16 protein-coding genes are annotated in these 18156 nt (G+C 51.9%); 9 read left to right on the forward strand and 7 right to left on the reverse strand.

Annotation, left to right across the window (positions count from 1 at the left end; translation table 11 throughout):
• Positions 1-6 precede the first annotated feature (6 nt).
• Genes A372_RS0113630 through A372_RS0113640 form a run of 3 tightly spaced genes read left to right on the forward strand, consistent with a single transcriptional unit; the run spans position 7 to position 3517 of the window.
• A complete protein-coding gene (locus tag A372_RS0113630) occupies positions 7-654 on the forward strand; it encodes an acetyltransferase (protein ID WP_019421415.1) in 648 nt (215 codons plus the stop codon).
• A 30-nt stretch (positions 655-684) separates the two neighbouring features.
• Positions 685-1791 carry a DegT/DnrJ/EryC1/StrS family aminotransferase gene (locus A372_RS0113635; protein WP_019421416.1) on the forward strand — a complete coding sequence of 369 codons (1107 nt, stop codon included), beginning with the start codon at positions 685-687 and terminating at the stop codon, positions 1789-1791.
• 25 nt (positions 1792-1816) lie between these two features.
• The gene (locus A372_RS0113640) at positions 1817-3517 is read left to right on the forward strand and encodes a DUF4214 domain-containing protein (protein ID WP_019421417.1); all 1701 of its coding nucleotides are present in this window, start codon (positions 1817-1819) and stop codon (positions 3515-3517) included.
• Positions 3518-3533: 16 nt separating this feature from the next.
• On the opposite strand, the gene A372_RS0113645 is transcribed toward A372_RS0113640, so the two are convergent.
• Complete coding sequence (locus tag A372_RS0113645) at positions 3534-4700, reverse strand: glycosyltransferase family 4 protein (protein WP_019421418.1); 1167 nt, start codon at positions 4698-4700, stop codon at positions 3534-3536.
• A 156-nt stretch (positions 4701-4856) separates the two neighbouring features.
• Here A372_RS0113645 and A372_RS0113650 point away from each other — a divergent pair, with 156 nt between their 5' ends.
• On the forward strand, positions 4857-5966 hold the full coding sequence (locus A372_RS0113650; protein WP_019421419.1) for a glycosyltransferase: 1110 nt from the start codon (positions 4857-4859) through the stop codon (positions 5964-5966).
• A 91-nt stretch (positions 5967-6057) separates the two neighbouring features.
• Here the strand turns inward: A372_RS0113650 and mnmH are convergent, their stop codons facing one another.
• Entirely contained in the window at positions 6058-7083 is a 1026-nt protein-coding gene (gene mnmH / locus A372_RS0113655) for a tRNA 2-selenouridine(34) synthase MnmH (protein ID WP_019421420.1), read from the reverse strand.
• 260 nt (positions 7084-7343) lie between these two features.
• Here mnmH and A372_RS0113660 point away from each other — a divergent pair, with 260 nt between their 5' ends.
• The 5 genes from A372_RS0113660 to A372_RS0113680 are packed head-to-tail and all read left to right on the forward strand — an operon-like array spanning position 7344 to position 12290.
• The gene (locus tag A372_RS0113660; protein WP_019421421.1) at positions 7344-8429 is read left to right on the forward strand and encodes a mannose-1-phosphate guanylyltransferase; all 1086 of its coding nucleotides are present in this window, start codon (positions 7344-7346) and stop codon (positions 8427-8429) included.
• A gap of 30 nt (positions 8430-8459) precedes the next feature.
• Entirely contained in the window at positions 8460-9572 is a 1113-nt protein-coding gene (locus A372_RS0113665) for a glycosyltransferase family 4 protein (RefSeq protein WP_019421422.1), read from the forward strand.
• Between the two features lie 44 nt (positions 9573-9616).
• On the forward strand, positions 9617-10375 hold the full coding sequence (locus tag A372_RS0113670; RefSeq protein ID WP_019421423.1) for a glycosyltransferase family 2 protein: 759 nt from the start codon (positions 9617-9619) through the stop codon (positions 10373-10375).
• Positions 10372-11412 (forward strand): glycosyltransferase family 4 protein, encoded by a 1041-nt coding sequence (locus tag A372_RS0113675; protein ID WP_019421424.1) that lies wholly within the window; start codon positions 10372-10374, stop codon positions 11410-11412. The genes A372_RS0113670 and A372_RS0113675 overlap by 4 nt, the downstream gene beginning before the upstream one ends.
• Before the next feature lie 17 nt (positions 11413-11429).
• The gene (locus tag A372_RS0113680; protein WP_019421425.1) at positions 11430-12290 is read left to right on the forward strand and encodes a hypothetical protein; all 861 of its coding nucleotides are present in this window, start codon (positions 11430-11432) and stop codon (positions 12288-12290) included.
• Positions 12291-12619: 329 nt separating this feature from the next.
• Here the strand turns inward: A372_RS0113680 and A372_RS0113685 are convergent, their stop codons facing one another.
• The 5 genes from A372_RS0113685 to A372_RS0113705 form a co-directional block, all read right to left on the reverse strand.
• Positions 12620-13558, reverse strand: a complete 939-nt coding sequence (locus tag A372_RS0113685; protein ID WP_019421426.1) for an NAD-dependent epimerase/dehydratase family protein — start codon at positions 13556-13558, stop codon at positions 12620-12622.
• Positions 13546-14313: a glucose-1-phosphate cytidylyltransferase gene (gene rfbF, locus A372_RS0113690; protein WP_019421427.1), complete on the reverse strand. Its 768-nt coding sequence runs from the start codon at positions 14311-14313 to the stop codon at positions 13546-13548. Before rfbF ends, A372_RS0113685 begins: the two co-directional genes overlap by 13 nt.
• A 40-nt stretch (positions 14314-14353) precedes the next feature.
• Positions 14354-15439: a CDP-glucose 4,6-dehydratase gene (gene rfbG, locus A372_RS0113695; protein WP_019421428.1), complete on the reverse strand. Its 1086-nt coding sequence runs from the start codon at positions 15437-15439 to the stop codon at positions 14354-14356.
• Positions 15440-15591: 152 nt separating this feature from the next.
• Positions 15592-16542: a GDP-L-fucose synthase family protein gene (locus A372_RS0113700; protein ID WP_019421429.1), complete on the reverse strand. Its 951-nt coding sequence runs from the start codon at positions 16540-16542 to the stop codon at positions 15592-15594.
• A gap of 42 nt (positions 16543-16584) precedes the next feature.
• On the reverse strand, positions 16585-17829 hold the full coding sequence (locus tag A372_RS0113705) for a glycosyltransferase family 2 protein (protein WP_019421430.1): 1245 nt from the start codon (positions 17827-17829) through the stop codon (positions 16585-16587).
• Positions 17830-18156 lie beyond the last annotated feature (327 nt).

An 18156-nucleotide genomic window follows, 5' to 3' on the forward strand; every position in this document is an offset into this window, starting at 1 on the left:
TGATTCGTGTCCAGCAGACAGAAGACGGTCATCATTGGCGCAGGCGGACATTCCAAAGTTATCATTGATATGCTAGGCTCCAATCCCATAATAGAGATGGTGGGGTGTACGGCCACCACGGGAATGGGCACAGTCTTGAACGTGCCTGTATTGGGCGATGACTCTATCTTGCCGCATCTATATGATCATGGCGTCCGCCACGCGTTTGTGGCGATCGGCGACAACCGAATCCGGCACAGGATGGCGCGTCATGCAAAAGACATCGGATTCACATTGATTAATGCCATCAGTCCATTTGCGTATGTGTCCCCTTCGGCCCAGCTAGGTTCGGGGATTGCCGTCATGCCCCACGCCGTGTTGAATGCGGAAGCGCACATCCATGATAATGCCATTATCAACACGGGAGCGACGGTCGACCATGAATCCGTCATCGGCGAATCGTGCCATGTGGCACCGGGAAGCAGTCTCTCCGGGAATGTGCGCGTTAAAGATGGGGCCTTTTTAGGTACGGGAACGAAAGTCATCGATGGCATAACCATTGGCGCCTGGTCGGTACTCGGCGCAGGTTCAGTCGTCATCCGCAATATTCCGGATCGATGCCTCGCTGTCGGCGTGCCGGCCCGCGTCATTAACCAACGTCATGAACCGTACTAATGCGCAGACACGAATGTTGGAGGGAAAATCATGAACAAATATTATTCCATTGCAACTCCCATTTTGAATGGGAACGAAAAGAAATATGTCATGGACTGTTTGAATTCGACATGGATCTCTTCCAACGGCCCGTATCTGGATCAATTCGAGCAGCAATTCGCTGCTTTCTGTCAGACGAAGCACGCGATCGCCTGCAGCAACGGCACGACCGCCTTGCACTTGGCGCTGATGGCTCACGGAGTCGGACCGGAAGATGAAGTTATCGTTCCGACACTTACATTCGTGGCTTCGGCAAATGCCGTAACATACTGCGGAGCGGTACCCGTGTTCGTTGACGCGGAATCCGAGACATGGAATATAGACACCGACGCCATTGAAAGCAAGATTACGCCCCGCACGAAAGGAATCATTGCCGTTCATTTGTACGGACATCCCGCAAATATGGATCCCATCATGCATATCGCGCAAAAGCACGATTTGTTCGTCATCGAAGACGCTGCCGAGGCCATTGGCGCTCAATATAAAGGAAAAATGGCGGGGGCGCTGGGACACACCGCCACGTTCAGTCTGTTCGGAAATAAAATCATTACGACCGGTGAAGGCGGCGTCGTAACGACCAATGATGACGATCTCGCCGAAAAGGTCAGGCTGCTGAAGGGGCAAGGCATCGACAAAAACAAAAAATATTGGCATCCCGTTATCGGATACAATTATCGGATGACTAACATTCAAGCGGCGATCGGATGCGCCCAGCTTGAAAATATCGACTGGCACATCCGGCAGCGCATCCGGGTCGCCATGCACTACTATGACTATCTCCAAGATGACGACAGACTGACCCTTCCGGTTCAGAAAATATGGTCCAAAAATGTATACTGGATGTTCAGCGTCGTGCTCAATCGCTATACGGAACTGCAGCGGGACTCGGTCATGAAATGCTTGAAAGACAATGGCATTGAGACGAGGCCGTTCTTCTATCCGATGCACATCCTTCCACCGTATAAACAAGGTCTGACATTTACTGATTTTCCAGTAGCCAACCGCATTGCGTCCCAAGGCATCAATCTTCCGAGTCACGGAGAACTGACCGAAGGCGATATCTGGTTCATTTGCCGGACGCTAAAAAATGTGTTGTAACCTACCGCTTGAGGAGGAAAAGTCATTGGCACAGCATTATCGGGTCATCCATTTCATACACGCCATGCTGAGGCTCGAAGGATTGGACTTCATCAGAGAGGTATACCGGCAGTTCCTCCACCGGGTGCCGAGTGAGGTGGAATATCAACATTATATGAAACTGCTGGCTATGCGGCAGACCAAACAGACGCTGATGGTCCACGTGATGTGCAGCGAGGAGGCGGAACGATTATATCATCAGCCGCCTGCCGGCTTCATTCATCTCCATGATGAGACAGCCGCAAGCATCTTACGCCGCTTTTATCCTTCTGAGCCCTTTTTTTTCGTTCATTCGCTGTACAATGAATTGTTATGCCGCAATCCAGATACGCAAGGAATGCAAGGCCACCTGCACAGTTTACTGGCGGGTATGCAGAAGAAAAATCTGCTTCATGGATTTTTCACGTCAGCGGAATGCCAGCAATTGCTGTCTTTGCCGCAAATTCCTGTACAAGACGACTGGCGGATGGTCGATACGGGGATTGCAGCTTTTCCATCGGGACATCGGATCGTCAATCATATCGGCATCTTTTTGGCTTATCCTCATCCCCTTGCCTTGGACGGTGAGGGAATCGGACGCTTTCTTTACCGGCTAATTGAGGGGTTTTTAATCAACAGACCGGATGTGCACATCCATATCGCCGCCACAGATTACAACTATTTGGATGCTGAAAATACATTCGCTTTATTAAAGTCCCACTTCCCCGGACGGGTTCATATCACCAAATCGAACAATATCGAATCGTTCAATACCAGCGTTCCGGCGGAGGTCTGGATTGTGCCTATCGTTTCACTTGAACTGGCGATGTTTTTAAAGAAGCCTTATATCGTATGTTTGCATGATTTGGTTCATCATCAATTCAAAGACTTGTATTTTACAATATATCCTGAATTTTGCCATCGGGTTGACCGTAATGGCTATCACATATTGAAAAAAGCTGCCGCCATCGTATCCAATTCCAATTATGTCCGGACGCTTCATGCCATCGGTGTCGCCGGAATGCCTGCTGAGAAGACACATGTTATCCGGTTGGCCCCGCCAAACAATGAGTACCAGACCTTCAGCTTCATCGACGAAGCCCAATTTAGAATGAAATACCAATTATATTTAGACTACCTTGTGTTTCCGACTGTTTTGCGCCTTCATAAAAACATCGAGCGGCTAATTGCCGCATTTATCAAATTCAGACAATCATTCGACGGTTATCATTCCCGATTGCGCCTCGTATTCACCGATCAGTTGACGAACACTCCGAAGCAGGCGGAAGTCATGCAGATATTACAGCATGTTGCAGATGAAGAAATTCGGAGCAGCATCATGTTTATAGGAAGAATTCCGAAATCCGATCTGCCCTCGCTTTACAAATACGCGCTGGGAACCATCGTCCCGACGCTGTTCGAAGGGAGCTGTCCGTTCCCCATTCTGGAATCATTGACGATGGGCACACCTGTCGCGGCAGCCAATCTTGAGGTTACGAACGAGATCATTACAGATATGAGCGCATTCCTGGCGTTCAACCCATACTCCATCGAAGAAATAGAAGCGGCCATTCGCAGCTTGTGGACGTACCGCCACAAGCTGTTGGCCCGGCAACAGGCCGCGATTAGCGGAGCGATGCAGCGCAGCTGGACAGATGCCGCACATGAATATTACGCCTTAATACAGCATGTCGCCGGCACGAACTAATGGCCGCTTGAACGGCTCATACCATGCCATAATGCTTCATGTATGCCAGCCGGAATACATGGATATATTTTTTTGCTACATCATCCCATGATTCCGACGGATCGTTCATGCCTTCTACGGCAGAGGCCTTATAATGCGCGTAGTTGGCAAATAACCGACTTAGAGCCTGTGCAATCGAATCCGGCGATTCCGGGTCGAACCATACGATGTCGGCGCTGTGCCTTGCCAGATGCTCCCGCATGACGGGAATATCGGAACAGAGTACCGGGACTCCCAATCGCAACGCTTCTTCTACCGGATAGCTTCCGCCGCCTTCCGATAGGCTCGGCATAATTAGGGCTTGGGCATTCCTCACGAGCGGAATGACATCTGCGTCCGAAATGAATCCCATCGGATACACATCCTCGTCAAGACGCAGCCCGATCCGGTTCATTAATGATATGAGTGTGGGAACATATAAATGATCTGGCCAATGTGGGGGGACGCTGTGCAGCAACTCCGTATTGTAGCCGAACAAGACAAGGGGAACTTTGCTGCTTTCGGTAAATCTGGAATAGGCCAGCAGCAGATTATAGTGATTTTTATGCGGTGACACATTGCTTGGGTAGACCACGTATTCCTGTGGAAGACGTAGTGCCAAATCTGCGCTTACCGCAGCACTCGTTAAGTTTGCGGACGGCAGAATGGCATGCTCGACAACATGTGCTTCATTGCATTGCGGCCCGAAATGCTCAATCAATCTTGATTTTACGTGATGAGATGAGACGACGACGGACGTCATGTTGTCTATCCAGTCTTTGGATATACGCCAGCACTGTTGAACGACAGCACCCGTCAAATAATGAGGGACGAAATCCATCACCGTTGTATCGTGAAACGTGCATATCGACGGAATGTGCACCTTGACATATTCAGGGCCATGCGGCCAGAAAAAGTATACAACATGACAATCTGCAAGCAGCGCATTTCCTTCAGGCGATTGAATGCTGCCGCTAAAATAAACGATATCGATATTCGGGCAGCCCGTAATATCGATTCTTTCTTTGAATCTCGTTTCAGAGGATATGACTAATCTCACCAGATCAATATCTTCCTGCCGTGCCATCGCAGGCAATAAATTGGACAATAATCTTGCCCCGCCGCCCACGGAAATCAAATTGGCACACCAAATCATAATTCTCATTTTCAACTCTCCCTTGAAGCATTTACAAACGGCTGATTATGCGATCCCCTAATGATTATGCGGCGCGCGCGCGGAAGATTCATCGCGATGTCCTGAGCGCAGAGATATTTCACGCCAAGAAGATGAATATAGATGGGATAAAAGGAGGGTATGAAGATGGTGCAAATCATATGGCATGGAAATGTATTTGACTCCACGGGGTATGCCAAAGCAGCAAGACAGTACGTGCTCGCCTTGCATGCGCGCGGGGCAGACGTCAAACTAGAGACCTATCCCGGACTCCCCCATGTCGAGCTCCCCCCTGACCAAAGCACGGTGCTGGAACAATTGCGGGTCAAGCGGAAAAGAGCGGCGCAGCGGGTAAGCATCTTTCATTACATCCCCGACTTCTGGAGAAAGAAGCTGCGCCCGTCGTTCGGATTCACGTATTGGGAAACATCGAAAATACCGGACACCTGGGTCAGGCATGCGAACCAGATGAATGCCGTGTTGTTGCCTAGTCTTCACAATATCGATGTTTTTCACCGTTCCGGTGTCACCGTTCCGTTATTTTACGTCCGTCCCTGCCTGTCCGAACCGTATCATCCACCCTCTCTTGAATCTACGCCTTCCTATGTGCGCCAGTTGCCTCCGTTCCGATTCCTGTCGGTCTGTTCCTGGATTGATCGCAAAGGCATCGACCTGCTGTTGAAGGCGTTCTGGCACGAATTTACGGCTGCCGATCCGGTATGCCTGATTATTAAATCGGCGGGCTCCGCAGACATTTTTCATGAAGTGGAGAAGTTGAAGCAAGAACAAATGCTGGCGCATATTCCTGCTCCGGTGTACATTGATTTGGAACTGCGCAGCGAGATGGAGATGGATGCGCTGTATCGGAGCAGCCATGCTTTTGTGCTGCCGAGCCGAGGGGAAGGCGTCGGTTATCCGGTACTGGAAGCGGCCATGAGAGGAATTCCGGTCATTGTGACCGGATGGGGAGGCCATGCGGATTTTTTGAATGAGCATAACAGCTACTTGATTCCGTATCAGCTCGTCCCTGTGAAGCCGCAGCCTTACTATTACGGGTATCAAAGCGATCAACTGTGGGCGGAAGCATCGATCGACTCGCTGCGAAGCAATATGCGGCACGTCATGACAAATTACGCAGAAGCAGCCGTGAAAGGGCAAATTGTCATGCAGCATACTCTGACGCACTTTTCGCCGGATAAGGCGGCGCAGGATCTCATCGACGCGCTTACGAGAATAACCGGCTTCTCCTTCACCTAATTCGAACAAAATTCCAGACCAAATAAAAAAGAGCTAAGGAGCCGCCCTTACCTCTTTCTTTCGTTACATATTTTTCATCATACTTCAGCACTTATTTAGAAAGCTGTTTCTTAATGATCTGCAGGGCTTCGCCGACGTTTGCCGCCTCAATGCTGTGGACCGATCCGTCATATAGCTCGGAAGCATGGTCGTAACGGGAATCATAGTAATGCTCAAGCATGAGCGCTGCCGCTTCCCCATAATTCTCCAATCGCAGCGCGTCGGCAACGGCGCGCGCTCCAGGCGTATGCATCCGGCGCTGAATGCGCGCAAACGCTTCACGAATCGCTTCCGGGTGCTTGGACGGCTCATAGTCGGCCACAATATTGCTCACCCGCTCCGGCAGCGGCAAATGCACATCATACACGATCCCACGCTGCTTGGCACGCATAAGGAACTCCGGCAGCATGATTTTGCCGAGCCTGCGGCTTTCCGCCTCCAAGAGCACATAAGCGGCATTGTCCAACTGCAGCTGCATCAGTCTATCCAACAGCAGCGCGTCGAACATCTTCTGATTATTCGGCGCCTGTCCGATATGTCCGAACACCGAGCCTCGATGGCCAGCCAGCTCCTCCAAATCCAATACGGGATAACCTTCAGAATGCAAGCGCCGAAGCATATCCGTCTTTCCCGTCCCCGTATGGCCAGCCAGCACGACGCAGGGCACGTTCATTTCATACTGTTCCAACGATTCCTGCACCCAGCGCCGGTAAGAACGAATCCCCCCGAACAGACGATAGGGCTTCAAGCCCATCAGCGTCATGACGGTAGCCATCGTGCGGCTGCGCATGCCGCCGCGCCAGCAATATATTACAATCGGACCATCCAATTGCCTAAACTGCTTATACAATGCAGGAAGCTTGGCCGATGCGATTTCCAACCCGCGTTCTTTCGCGGCCTCCACGCTGACTTGCTTATAGATGGTGCCAATTTCCGCCCGCTCCTCATCGGAGAACAGCGGAATGTTGATGCTCCCCGGAATTGTAAACTCCTTGAATTCCCCGGGCGAACGCACGTCGACCAGCGTCGCCTTATTATCACGCAATGACAAACATTGCTCCAATGCAATATCTTGCATGCCACTCACCTCTTGTTGTCTCTCTCGAAAATATCTCTATTTTTAAGACTATAGCATTGCCGCCCAGAAATCTACTCTACCTTTTATCATGGACAATTAACGAGCCTTCCAAACGAATAAATCACCGCCCTTAGCGCCCACACTCCGTCAAGCGCCGTGCCCTTTTTTCTCCGTTGTTCATATGTAGTAATAATTCTCTTCTGTCATCATTGTCTGTTTTTCAGGAGGTGTTTCTCATTACAACAGTCAAGGCTGTTATTTTGGCTGGGGGAAAAGGGACCCGGTTCTGGCCGTTTAGCCGCTCGCACTGCCCAAAGCAATTTTTGCCGATTCTTCACCAGCAATCCATGATTGCCGACACCCTGCGGCGCATGCTGCGCTACTTACCGCTTGAACATATTTACATCGTATCCCTGGAAGAGTACGTTCCGCTAATCCGGGAACAACTGCCCGGCTTCCCTCCACAAAACATTATCATTGAACCGATGGCCAGAGATACGGCCGCTTGCATCGGTTTATCCGCGCTGCACATGCTGATGGCCGATGAGGATCCGGTACTTATCACCTTGCCTTCCGATCATTATATATCGGATCCAGATGCGTTCCATGAGGCGCTGCAGTCTGCTGTCCGGCGAGCGGAGCAGGAGCCGTGCGTCGTCACGCTGGGCGTTCGGCCGACCCGTCCGGAAACCGGTTATGGATATATCCGTATTCGTACCGATCACTCCGACTCAGCGGAGGAATGCGCCAGAGAACAAAGGGCGGAACAAATAACGGCCGTGGAAAAATTTATCGAGAAGCCTCATCTGTCCGTAGCGCAAAAAATATTTTCTGACGGATGCCACTATTGGAACACGGGCACTTTCATCTGGAAAGCGTCCACCATTATGCATTTACTGAAGCTTCATCTACCCGATCTGCACGATATATTAATGGAAATGAAAGACTTCATGCGCAACCCGACTGACGGCTCAGAGACGCTTGCAATGCTGTACGGCAATCTCAACAAGCAATCCATCGATTACGGCGTCATCGAGAAATGTGAATCCATCTATATGATTCCCGTCCATTACGGCTGGGACGATCTGGGCAATTGGAACGCACTGGAACGGACGGAGCAGCCGGATGAGCAGCACAACGTCATACACGGGCTCCATCAAGGATTGGATACGAACCGCTGCATCATCTATGGAACTTCGAATCAAATGATTTCAACGGTAGGGGTCGAAGATATGGTCATCGTCGCAACCGATGACGTCCTGCTCGTCTGCCATAAAGAACGAACCCAAGATATTAAAAAAGTTGTAGAACAGCTGAATCAACAAGGTTACCGCATATTTTTATAGACTGTTGGCCGTCTTGAGGGGAGGAAGCACATGAACGGCGAGATGTATATCCGCAACATCGGGACCGTATTCGAACCGACAGGTTATGCGAAAGCAAACCGGCATATTTTATTGGAACTTATAAAAAGAGGTGTGCGTCCCCAATTCTCCCCCATTCATCCCGAAGTCGTCAAAGTGCCGCTATCCCCTTCCGTTGAGGCCGAATTGCACGCGCTCAAGCACACTCCTCTGCCGCAGCATCATACGGTTATGGTCCACTACCCGGCCATCCATTTCGTCAAAAATACGCAGCAATTCACGATCGGCATGACGATGTTCGAATGCAACCGTCTCCCTTTCACTTGGGTGCGGCGATGCTGCAGCATGGATGAGATCTGGGTGCCGTCCACCTTCAACCGGGACACCTTCATCCAATCCGGCGTCCCGGCGCATAAAATCCGGGTCATGCCATACGGCATCGATCCGCTCATGTACTCCCCGGGCAAACCATCCCTTCCCGTTCCCGGCAGACGGGACTATGCCTTCTTGTCAGTCTGTTCGTTCGATAACCGCAAGGGAATCGATATTTTGCTGACATCCTTTTTTGAAGAGTTTTCCGAATCAGAGGATGTCTGCCTTATCATCAAAACGCGAGCCTCCTCCGAAGAGGAGATCGGAAGACAGCGGGCATATGTGGATTCCATCGCCTTCAAGACATCAGGGCGGGCAAGATCGTCCGTCATCCTGCTGTCAGCCATCCATAGCTGGACGGAAGAGGAGCTGGCCATGCTGTATAACAGTGCGGACAGCTATGTCCTCGCCACCCGCGGCGAGGGCTGGAGCATGACGGTCATGGAAGCGATGGCGTCGGGCTTGCCCGTCATTACGACCCGCTGGTCTGCCCATCTGGACTTCGTGAACGATATGAATGGCTATCTCATCGCCGTGCAAAGGTTCGTCCCCTCACATCAGACGAACTCAAGGCTGCTCTGGGCCGTTCCGGATAAACATCATTTGCGGCAATTGATGCGCCACGTCTACGTCCACCGGGAAGAAGCCGCGGCCAAAGCGGACCTTGGCCGGCAGACGGTAAGCGGGCAATTTACGTGGGAAGCGAGCGCTGCCCGCATGCTGCAGCGCCTGCAGGAAATATCCGCCCGGTAAAAGGGGTTGTTCGAACACGCACTAAAAGGAGAGATTACAGCACCATGATCAGCGTCATTGTTCCGACCATCCATCATACCGAACTGGTGAAACAATGCATACACAGCTTCATCAACAGCGTCCATGATCTGCCGTATGAACTCATTGTAGTTGATGACGGGAGTCCGCCCCATATTCAGCAGAATCTGGCGGATTGGGCGGCCCCCCTCAATGTGCATGTTATCGCCAAGCCAAGCAACGAAGGCTTCAGCCGTTCGGTCAACCTCGGTATTCAACACTCGCAGGGAGAATTCGTGCTGCTCGTCAACAACGATGTCGTCTTTCATGAACCAGGGTGGCTGCATCATATGCTGATGACGATGCATAGCTCTGCAGACATCGGCATTGTCGGCGCCCGTCTCTTATACCCGAACCTGACGATTCAGCATGGCGGTGTGGTCCCGACCCATAAAGGCCATTTCGATCACCGCTTTCGGGGGCAAGCGGCCGACTTCCCGCCCGCCTTGGCCGTCGAGGACCTGAATGCCGTCACCGGCGCGCTGATGCTCGTGCGCAGACAGCTCTTTGCCCAGATCGGCTTGTTGTCGGAAGAATACTTCATTGCCTTCGAAGATGTCGATTTCTGTTATCGCGCCAAACAGCAAGGTATACGTGTCGTCTATTGCGGAACGGCTTGCGCCCTTCATCTTGAAGGCTATACGAGAGGCACGAATAAAAATAACAAGAATCGGTATTGGCGGCAAAAAGAGATGGAGGCAAGAAAAAAATTTTGGATGAAATGGGGAGGGAGCAACGTCCGATGACTGCACCGTTGGAAGTCGTGTACGTGCTTGAGCTGACCGGATTGTCCGGCGGCATCCGGAATGTGCTGGAACAGGTAAATCGCTTGCACGATCAGGGCGTAAAGGTTCATTTGTTCGCGCTTGACAAACAGCCTGCCTGGTTTCCGTTGAAGATTGCCGTGCAGCGGTTTCCTAGCTATCCGGTCATGCTGCGCACGTTAAGACGAATGAATTGCATCAAAATCGCCACCTGGTGGAAAACGTTGGCCGTCGTCTGGCACAGCTGCGACCGAAGACGCGGCGGCAGCGGTGTACCGTTGTACCTTGTTCAAGATATAGAGGAAAGCTACTACCCGAACTGGAATGACATGCAGGAGCGGGTGCGCAATACGTACCGGGTGCCGGTGAACATGATGACCATCGCCGACTGGACGACCGGACAACTGCTTGAACGGTTTCAGCGGCATGCCAGCAATATCTCCATAGCGGTGGACTTCGATTTGTATAAGCCGAACCGCACTCACGATTACGATCCGTTCCGTATTCTTGCCTGCAGCCGGCGAAGCCAGCATTTGAAAGGCTTCGACATCACGGTTCACGCGGTCAAGGACGTATGCGCCAAGCTGCCGCAAGCATCGCTGGTCACCTTCGGCGTAGAGCCCCCCTATATCGACGGTATCCCGCAAATCCATTTTTCCCATCCGAACGATCAGCATGTAGCGTATCTGTACGCCAACTGCGGCGTATTCGTACAAACATCGTACCACGAAGGCTTCGGACTCCCGATTCTCGAAGCGATGGCGTGCGGGGCTCCGGTCGTGACGACCAAGGCGGAAGGCAATGAAGAATTTTGCCAAAATGACTTGAATTGCATACTGACGGAAAAAGGGGATGCCGCCGGAGTAGCGCAAGGCATTCAGCGCATACTGACCGATCCGCAATTTGCCGCATTCATAGCAGCGAATGGAATGGCCACGGCACAGCAATACAATTGGCCGCGCGTCATGAACAGCTTGACGAACGTGTTTCATTCGTTGATTCCGCAGCTGCAGCACTGAGAATGGAGACAACCGGCATGTCTGCTCCCGTTTTTTTCATACACCGAGGCAATGAGCCCTATTTATCAACCAGCTTGCAGCAAGCGAGATGCAGCAATCCACATGCAGAGGTCATTCTTATCGGCAAGCCGGCGAACCGGGGCCATGGCGGTCCGCATATCCGCCATGCGTTCCTCGGCGATTATTTTGCCGGCGCCGCCCATTTTTCGAACGTATATAAACACGACAGTCCGAACACTCGAGAATATAATCTGTTTTGTTTCCAACGTTGGTTTGTACTGCGGGATTATATGAGCCGGCACGGGATTACAGAAGGATATTATTTGGATTCCGATGTGATGCTGTATGCAGATATGCGGAACAGTCATCTTCGCCGTCATCCGTTCGAGCTGTGCTGGACGACCTACATTCATATTCACCCGCTGAGGCAATTGTGCGATATGATGATGCGCGCGTTTGCCGATCCGGACAGCTTTGCTCATTTGCGCCATCATACAAAGCAGCTTGGCCACCCCGCCGTTTCCGACATGATCGTCTTCGATCTGTTTTACAACCATATGCTAGGGAACACAAGAACGTACGGCTTCCATCAAGATGGTCTATACGACTACAATCTTCACCATTGCAGCGGATTTGAAATGCAAGGCGGCTTCAAAAAGATATATTGGTGCGGCGGCATCTTATACGGCAATCTTCTCGCGGAACATCGGTTTCTGCGCATAAACAGCTTGCATTTCCAAGGAGGCGCCAAAATCTATATGCCCCATTTCCACACGCCGCATCTGCCATCCGGGAGAAATGAAACGTTCTATTTCCACTATGGCGCACGGACTTGGGTAACTTCGGATCATGCAAAAGCCACTATCGAGGCCTTTTGAAGATGAGCGACCGCGTGTTCCGTTCGTGCAGTGATGCGTTCAGAACTGAGGGGGTACGCTTCATTCATTCTTTTGCTTCATTCTCCCCCTCTTTCAGGAGGCGGCAAGCCATAGAATGACTATGGTTAACTTCCGCTACCAAATCAACCGCTTCATGGTACGGTATCTATATGAAAGGGCATGTGTTTCTGCTCCCCGCCGTTATCCTTTCTGACTAAATGGGAGAATGGCGCTAAGAGCCATGGTACGGAAGCCCGACAACCTGTTTTCATTTGAAAGATATGCCAAAATAGCCCCAGCCTGACATGGTCAGGCTGGGGCTTTCCTCATCAATGGCTATAAGCTGCTTCGTCAATCATCGCTTGAATTCCCTCCTGCAACCCGACTCTGCTCGACCATCCCAGAGCGGTGAGCGGTTCAATGTCCGCCTGCGAGTGCATCATTTCATGCTCCCGGTACGGAAGCGCCCCGAACTGGAGCAAGGTCTGCGATCGGGCCAAGCGGTGGACATGCCGCACGAATTCCCGAACCTCGATCGCCCTTCCGGTGCCGAGGTCATATTGCCGGAACGGCTCGGAATCATGTGCTGCGCTGCGCCTCAGCAATAGCGCATAAGCATCGGCCACATCCGCCACATAGATAAAATCACGCGCTTGCAACCCCGGTGTCAGCTTCAATTCCGGCACGTTCGCGACGCAGCTCCGAACGACGTAGCTAGTAAATTTATCGTCATTATCAAGCGGTCCGTACACATGCTCCAGCTTGACGTTGATGAAGCGGACGGCGCCCTTAAGCGCCGCCTCTCTGCCCCATTCGGCAAAGTGCTTCTTGGATAACGTATAGCCAATTAAATATTTATAGTCCAACGGCTCGCGGTTGATGAACGTATCCGTGTTGAGAAACAGCTTGGCGCCATTACTTACGGCCGTCTCCAGCAACCGCAGCGGAAATGAGACATTCGCCTCCATTAATGAACTGAACGGCGCCTCATCGCGTCCGTACAGGGTTGCCGCATGAACGACGGCGTCAATCGGGGCATGCTGCGCAACAATCGCCTCCAGTTCCGCCCCATCCAAGTCCGCCGTTGCGATGTCAGGCAGCACCCCGCTGATGCGGCGGCAGTCAGAGAAGCTGCGTTTCAGCGCGATGACATGATGACCGTCGCGCAGCAGCGCCTTGACGATGTAGCTGCCCAAGAACCCCGTCGCGCCCGTAACGAGCACTCGCAACGCATGTTCAGCCTTGCTTTCCGGTTCTATTCGCCCCATGGCGCGTTCCCCGTATTCCACAACTGCTCGAGATGCTTCTTGTCACGCAATGTGTCCATCGGATGCCAGAAGCCGGTAAGCGGAAACGCCATCAGTTCGCCGTCATGAGCCAATCGCTCCAACGGTTCTTGCTCCAACACAGTCTCATCTCCGTGAATATATGGGAAGACTCCGGGATCCATAACGAAAAATCCGGCATTGATCCATCCTCCCTCTCCCTGCGGCTTCTCCTGAAATCCAGTCACCTGATTATCTTGTATTTGCAATGCGCCAAAGCGCCCGCCAGGCAGAGTTGCGGTTACAGTCGCCATTTTCCCGTGAGAGCGGTGGAACTCGACAAGCTTAGCAATGTTGATATTCGCCAAGCCGTCTCCGTAGGTCAACATGAACGGTTCATCCCCAATGTACGGCTGGACGCGCTTCAGTCTTCCGCCCGTCATCGTATCCGGCCCGGTATCCACCAGTGTCACCCGCCAAGGCTCGGCATTGTGTTGATGAATAATCATCTGATTCTGATTGCTGAAATCAAAGGTCACATCCGAGCGATGCAAATAATAATTTGCAAAATATTCCTTAATCATATAGCCTTTGTACCCGAGGCAAAGAATGAAATCATGATACCCGTACCGCGAGTAGATGGACATAATATGGGTAAGGATGGGCCGATCGCCTATCTCAATCATCGGTTTCGGTCTGACATGGGACTCTTCGCTAATCCGTGTGCCGTAACCGCCAGCCAATATAACGACTTTCATTTCTTTACTTCCCCCTTTTCGTGAAGGGCGAGCCTGTACGCTATATGCCGCCGTATAAGGCAATCTGCCGCAGGCAGACCTGCTGTATGTCGCAGCCGGCTTCATAAGCGCGCACCCAGTCCGCAATATGCTGAATGGCTTGCTTTACAGTCCATTTCGGATGCCATCCGAGCTCCGCCTTCGCTTTGGAACAATCTAATTTCAATATGTTCGCTTCGTGAACATCGTCTTCGCCTTCGATTATAATCGGTGTATCGCTCCCCCATGCCGCGCACAGCGATTCGGTGATCGCCAGCACCGTCTCGGCGCCGCTGTCGTCAGGACCGAAGTTCCAGCCCCCGGCATATGCCGCTCCATGCTCGTACAGTTTTTGCGCGAGCAGCAGATATCCGCCGAGCGGTTCCAATACATGCTGCCACGGGCGGACGGAATGCGGTCTGCGGAGCCGGATCGTCTCACGTCGCAACAGAGCGCGCACAATATCGGGCACGAGCCGATCCTCGGCGAAATCTCCCCCGCCGATGACGTTGCCCGCCCGGGCCGACGCCACGGCAACGCCATGCGAGCCATATCGATCCGGATGAAAGAAAGAATTGCGATATGCTGCGGTCACGAGCTCGCTGCACGCCTTGCTGTTCGAATACGGGTCGTATCCTCCCAATCGGTCTTGCTCGCGGTAACCCCAGATCCATTCGCGGTTGTCGTAGCACTTGTCGGATGTGACATTGATGCACGCTCTTACCGGTATTCCTTGATGAACAGCTGCGCGCACTGCTTCCAGCACATTGACCGTCCCCAGAACATTGACTTCATATGTTTCTGCCGGATGAACATAGGAGGCACGGACCAGCGGCTGGGCCGCCATATGAATGACAATGTCCGGCTGGGCCTCCGCAAGAGCTTGGGTCAATGACTCCCGCGCCCGCACGTCTCCGATTACAGAGTGGACAAGAGATCCGATGCCGCAGCAAGCAAATAAACTGGGATCCGTTGGCGGCTGAAGCGCATACCCGGTAACACGTGCGCCGAGACTGTGCAGCCACAGGCACAGCCACGAGCCTTTAAATCCCGTATGACCGGTCACGAATACGTTTTTGCCTTTCCAGAAGGACTGATCACTCACCATTTCCCCTCCCCTCTTCCCAATCCAATCTCGCATATAAATTCTTTAAGCGCGTGTTCAAAAAGGTCGGTTTTCAGCACCGAGAAGGTTGCAAGAACTCGAAGCGTCTGCTTACGAAGCGAGTTTTGCTCCGCAAAACTTTTTGAACAACCTCTTTAACTGAGTTTCCCTTTGAATCTTTGTTCCCGATACCACTCAATCGTACGCTCCAAGCCGCTCGCCAAGTCGGTTGCCGCTTCAAATCCGAAGGCTTGCTTCGCCCGCCCGACATCGAGCAGCCTCCGCGGCTGTCCGTCTGGCTTATCTGCATCCCAGACGATCGTTCCGTTATAACCGGTCAAGGATTGAATGAGCGCGGCGAGTCCGCTAATCGTAATTTCCCGGCCGGTACCGATATTTACCGGGTCCGGACCGCTATATAACGCCGTTGCCTTCACAATCGCTTCCGCGGCATCCTCGACGTAAATGAACTCGCGTGTCACTGTGCCTGTTCCCCAGAGCGTGATACTCTCTTGTCCTCGCTCCATTGCATCCACGCATTTGCGGATAATGGCCGGAATGACGTGGGATGTTTCCAAATCGAAATGATCTCCCGGTCCATACAGGTTGACGGGAAGCAAATAAATGGAATCGAAACCGTATTGTTCGCGGTAGGCATGCGACTGCACCAGCATCATCTTCTTGGCCAACCCGTAAGGGGCATTCGTTTCTTCCGGATACCCGTTCCACAGTTCGCTTTCCTGGAACGGAGCGGGCGTATGCTTCGGATAGGAGCAAATCGTCCCGATCGCGACAAACTTCTCTACCTGGAACAGACGCGATTGCTCGATAAGCTGCGTTCCCATAATAAGGTTGTCGTAAAAAAACTTGCCGGGATTTTTCTGATTAGCGCCAATCCCCCCAACAACGGCAGCCAAATGAATGATGATATCAGGCGCACAATCGTTCAACATTTGAACAATGTCCTGCCCCTTCCGCAAATCGTAGCAGGCGCTGCGCGGAACAAAGACGGATCTGCATCCGTACTCCTCTAGTTTGCGGACGACATGTTTGCCCAGGAATCCTGATCCGCCAGTCACCGCTATCCTCTTTTGCGCAAGATTCATCTGACATTCACATCCTTTTACCGGGTATGCATGAACATCCTCTTATAGCATTGGAACGGGACGCCGATTCGCCAGCACCCATCTATTCGCTACATCCGCTCCCTTTTTCAAATGATGGATAAATTCATATTCCTGCTGCGACAGCGGAGCAATGAGATTAACTCTAAAGCTCAACTGGCGTAAATCGTCGCTTCCGCCTCGAGCAGCAGGCACGAAGTGCTGGTCGGCGCTAATGTCTATTACCGTTCTCGTGCTAACCGCATCGATCCGCAAATCGATATAGAAGCTTCCGTCCACGACAGTCACCCGCTTCACCGGGATGCCGTTCACATGGACCGTAAGATGCAAATCCCCGTTTATACGTTGATACGTTCCATGGCAGATAAGCCGTTTGCACGGTTGATCCGGTGTCGTTTCTATAGTTGCGCGGTAGTGGGGGGGAGCCCATCCATCCTCATATCCGTTGGTGTCGGCAATGCGTGGATAATGCCCGAAGAGCGGATATTTTTTGACGAGTTCAGCCCACCACAGCAGACCGTTCTTGAAAAAATGAATAATAAGCTGGCTCAAATAATTGTTCGATACGGTGCCGTAATTTTTCACGCTTGCCGCCAATATTTCCGGCAAACCGATCTCCGTGTAGCCGACGACCGTCTTGCACGAGGAATGCATGCGCGAATTCGCCAGCAGCTCTTCTATATATCCGATTGGATGATGCTTGGAAATACGCATCCACAAGTCATAATCCATGCAGAACTGCAACTGTTCGTCAATGCCTCCCAGGCTGTCATACACGTCTTTGCGCACAAACGATGCCGGTTGGCATACGATACAGCATTCGAATAAGCGCAGCGATTGATAGGGCTCCACGTGATAGGGCTTCAAGAAACGATTGGATTCGTCGGTATAGTTTCCTCTGCCGTATACCATCCCCCAATGGGGATGAGCCTGCAGAGCATCCACCGCCTTATCAACCGCTCCCGGCAAATACGTATCATCTGAATTCAGCCATCCGATAATTTGGCCTTGCGCCAGTCGCAGTCCTTTGTTAATCGCATGGGATTGCCCTCTGTCCGGTTCCGACACATAGCGGAAGCGGTGTCCGCAGCGCTGGCTGTACTCTTGCAATATAGCAACGGTTACGTCGCTTGAGCCGCCGTCGATCACGATATGCTCGATATTCGGATACGATTGTGACAATACGCTTTCTATTGTCTCGCGGATAAAGGCCGCTTGGTTAAAGGAAGGCGTAACAATGCTTACCATGGGCAGAAGCGGATTGAGCACCGGTCATAACCTCCAAACCATCAAAATCGTTGTGTCGTTTCTTCCTGAGTTGTTGAAACGTTATATATATATGAAATCTGGATGATTCTGCCACGGCAAGCATATACAGGCTCATTGAAAGTTTGTAATTTTTGGAGGGGAATGCGTTGTCTATTCCATAGGCTGCGTCATGCAATCCGAATCATATGTACCCATGCTGCATGAATGTGGCGCCGACGCCATACTTGAGACGGCGCCATTCCGTGACCCCTCACCACGTATTCGCCGTGGAGGGCCAGCTCGCCTTGCAGCATGGACTAAGCATTACTCGCTGGGTAGACTGCCGGG

Origin of the sequence: Paenibacillus sp. OSY-SE (assembly GCF_000283315.1) — a bacterium.
GTDB classification, from domain to species: domain Bacteria; phylum Bacillota; class Bacilli; order Paenibacillales; family Paenibacillaceae; genus Paenibacillus_B; species Paenibacillus_B profundus.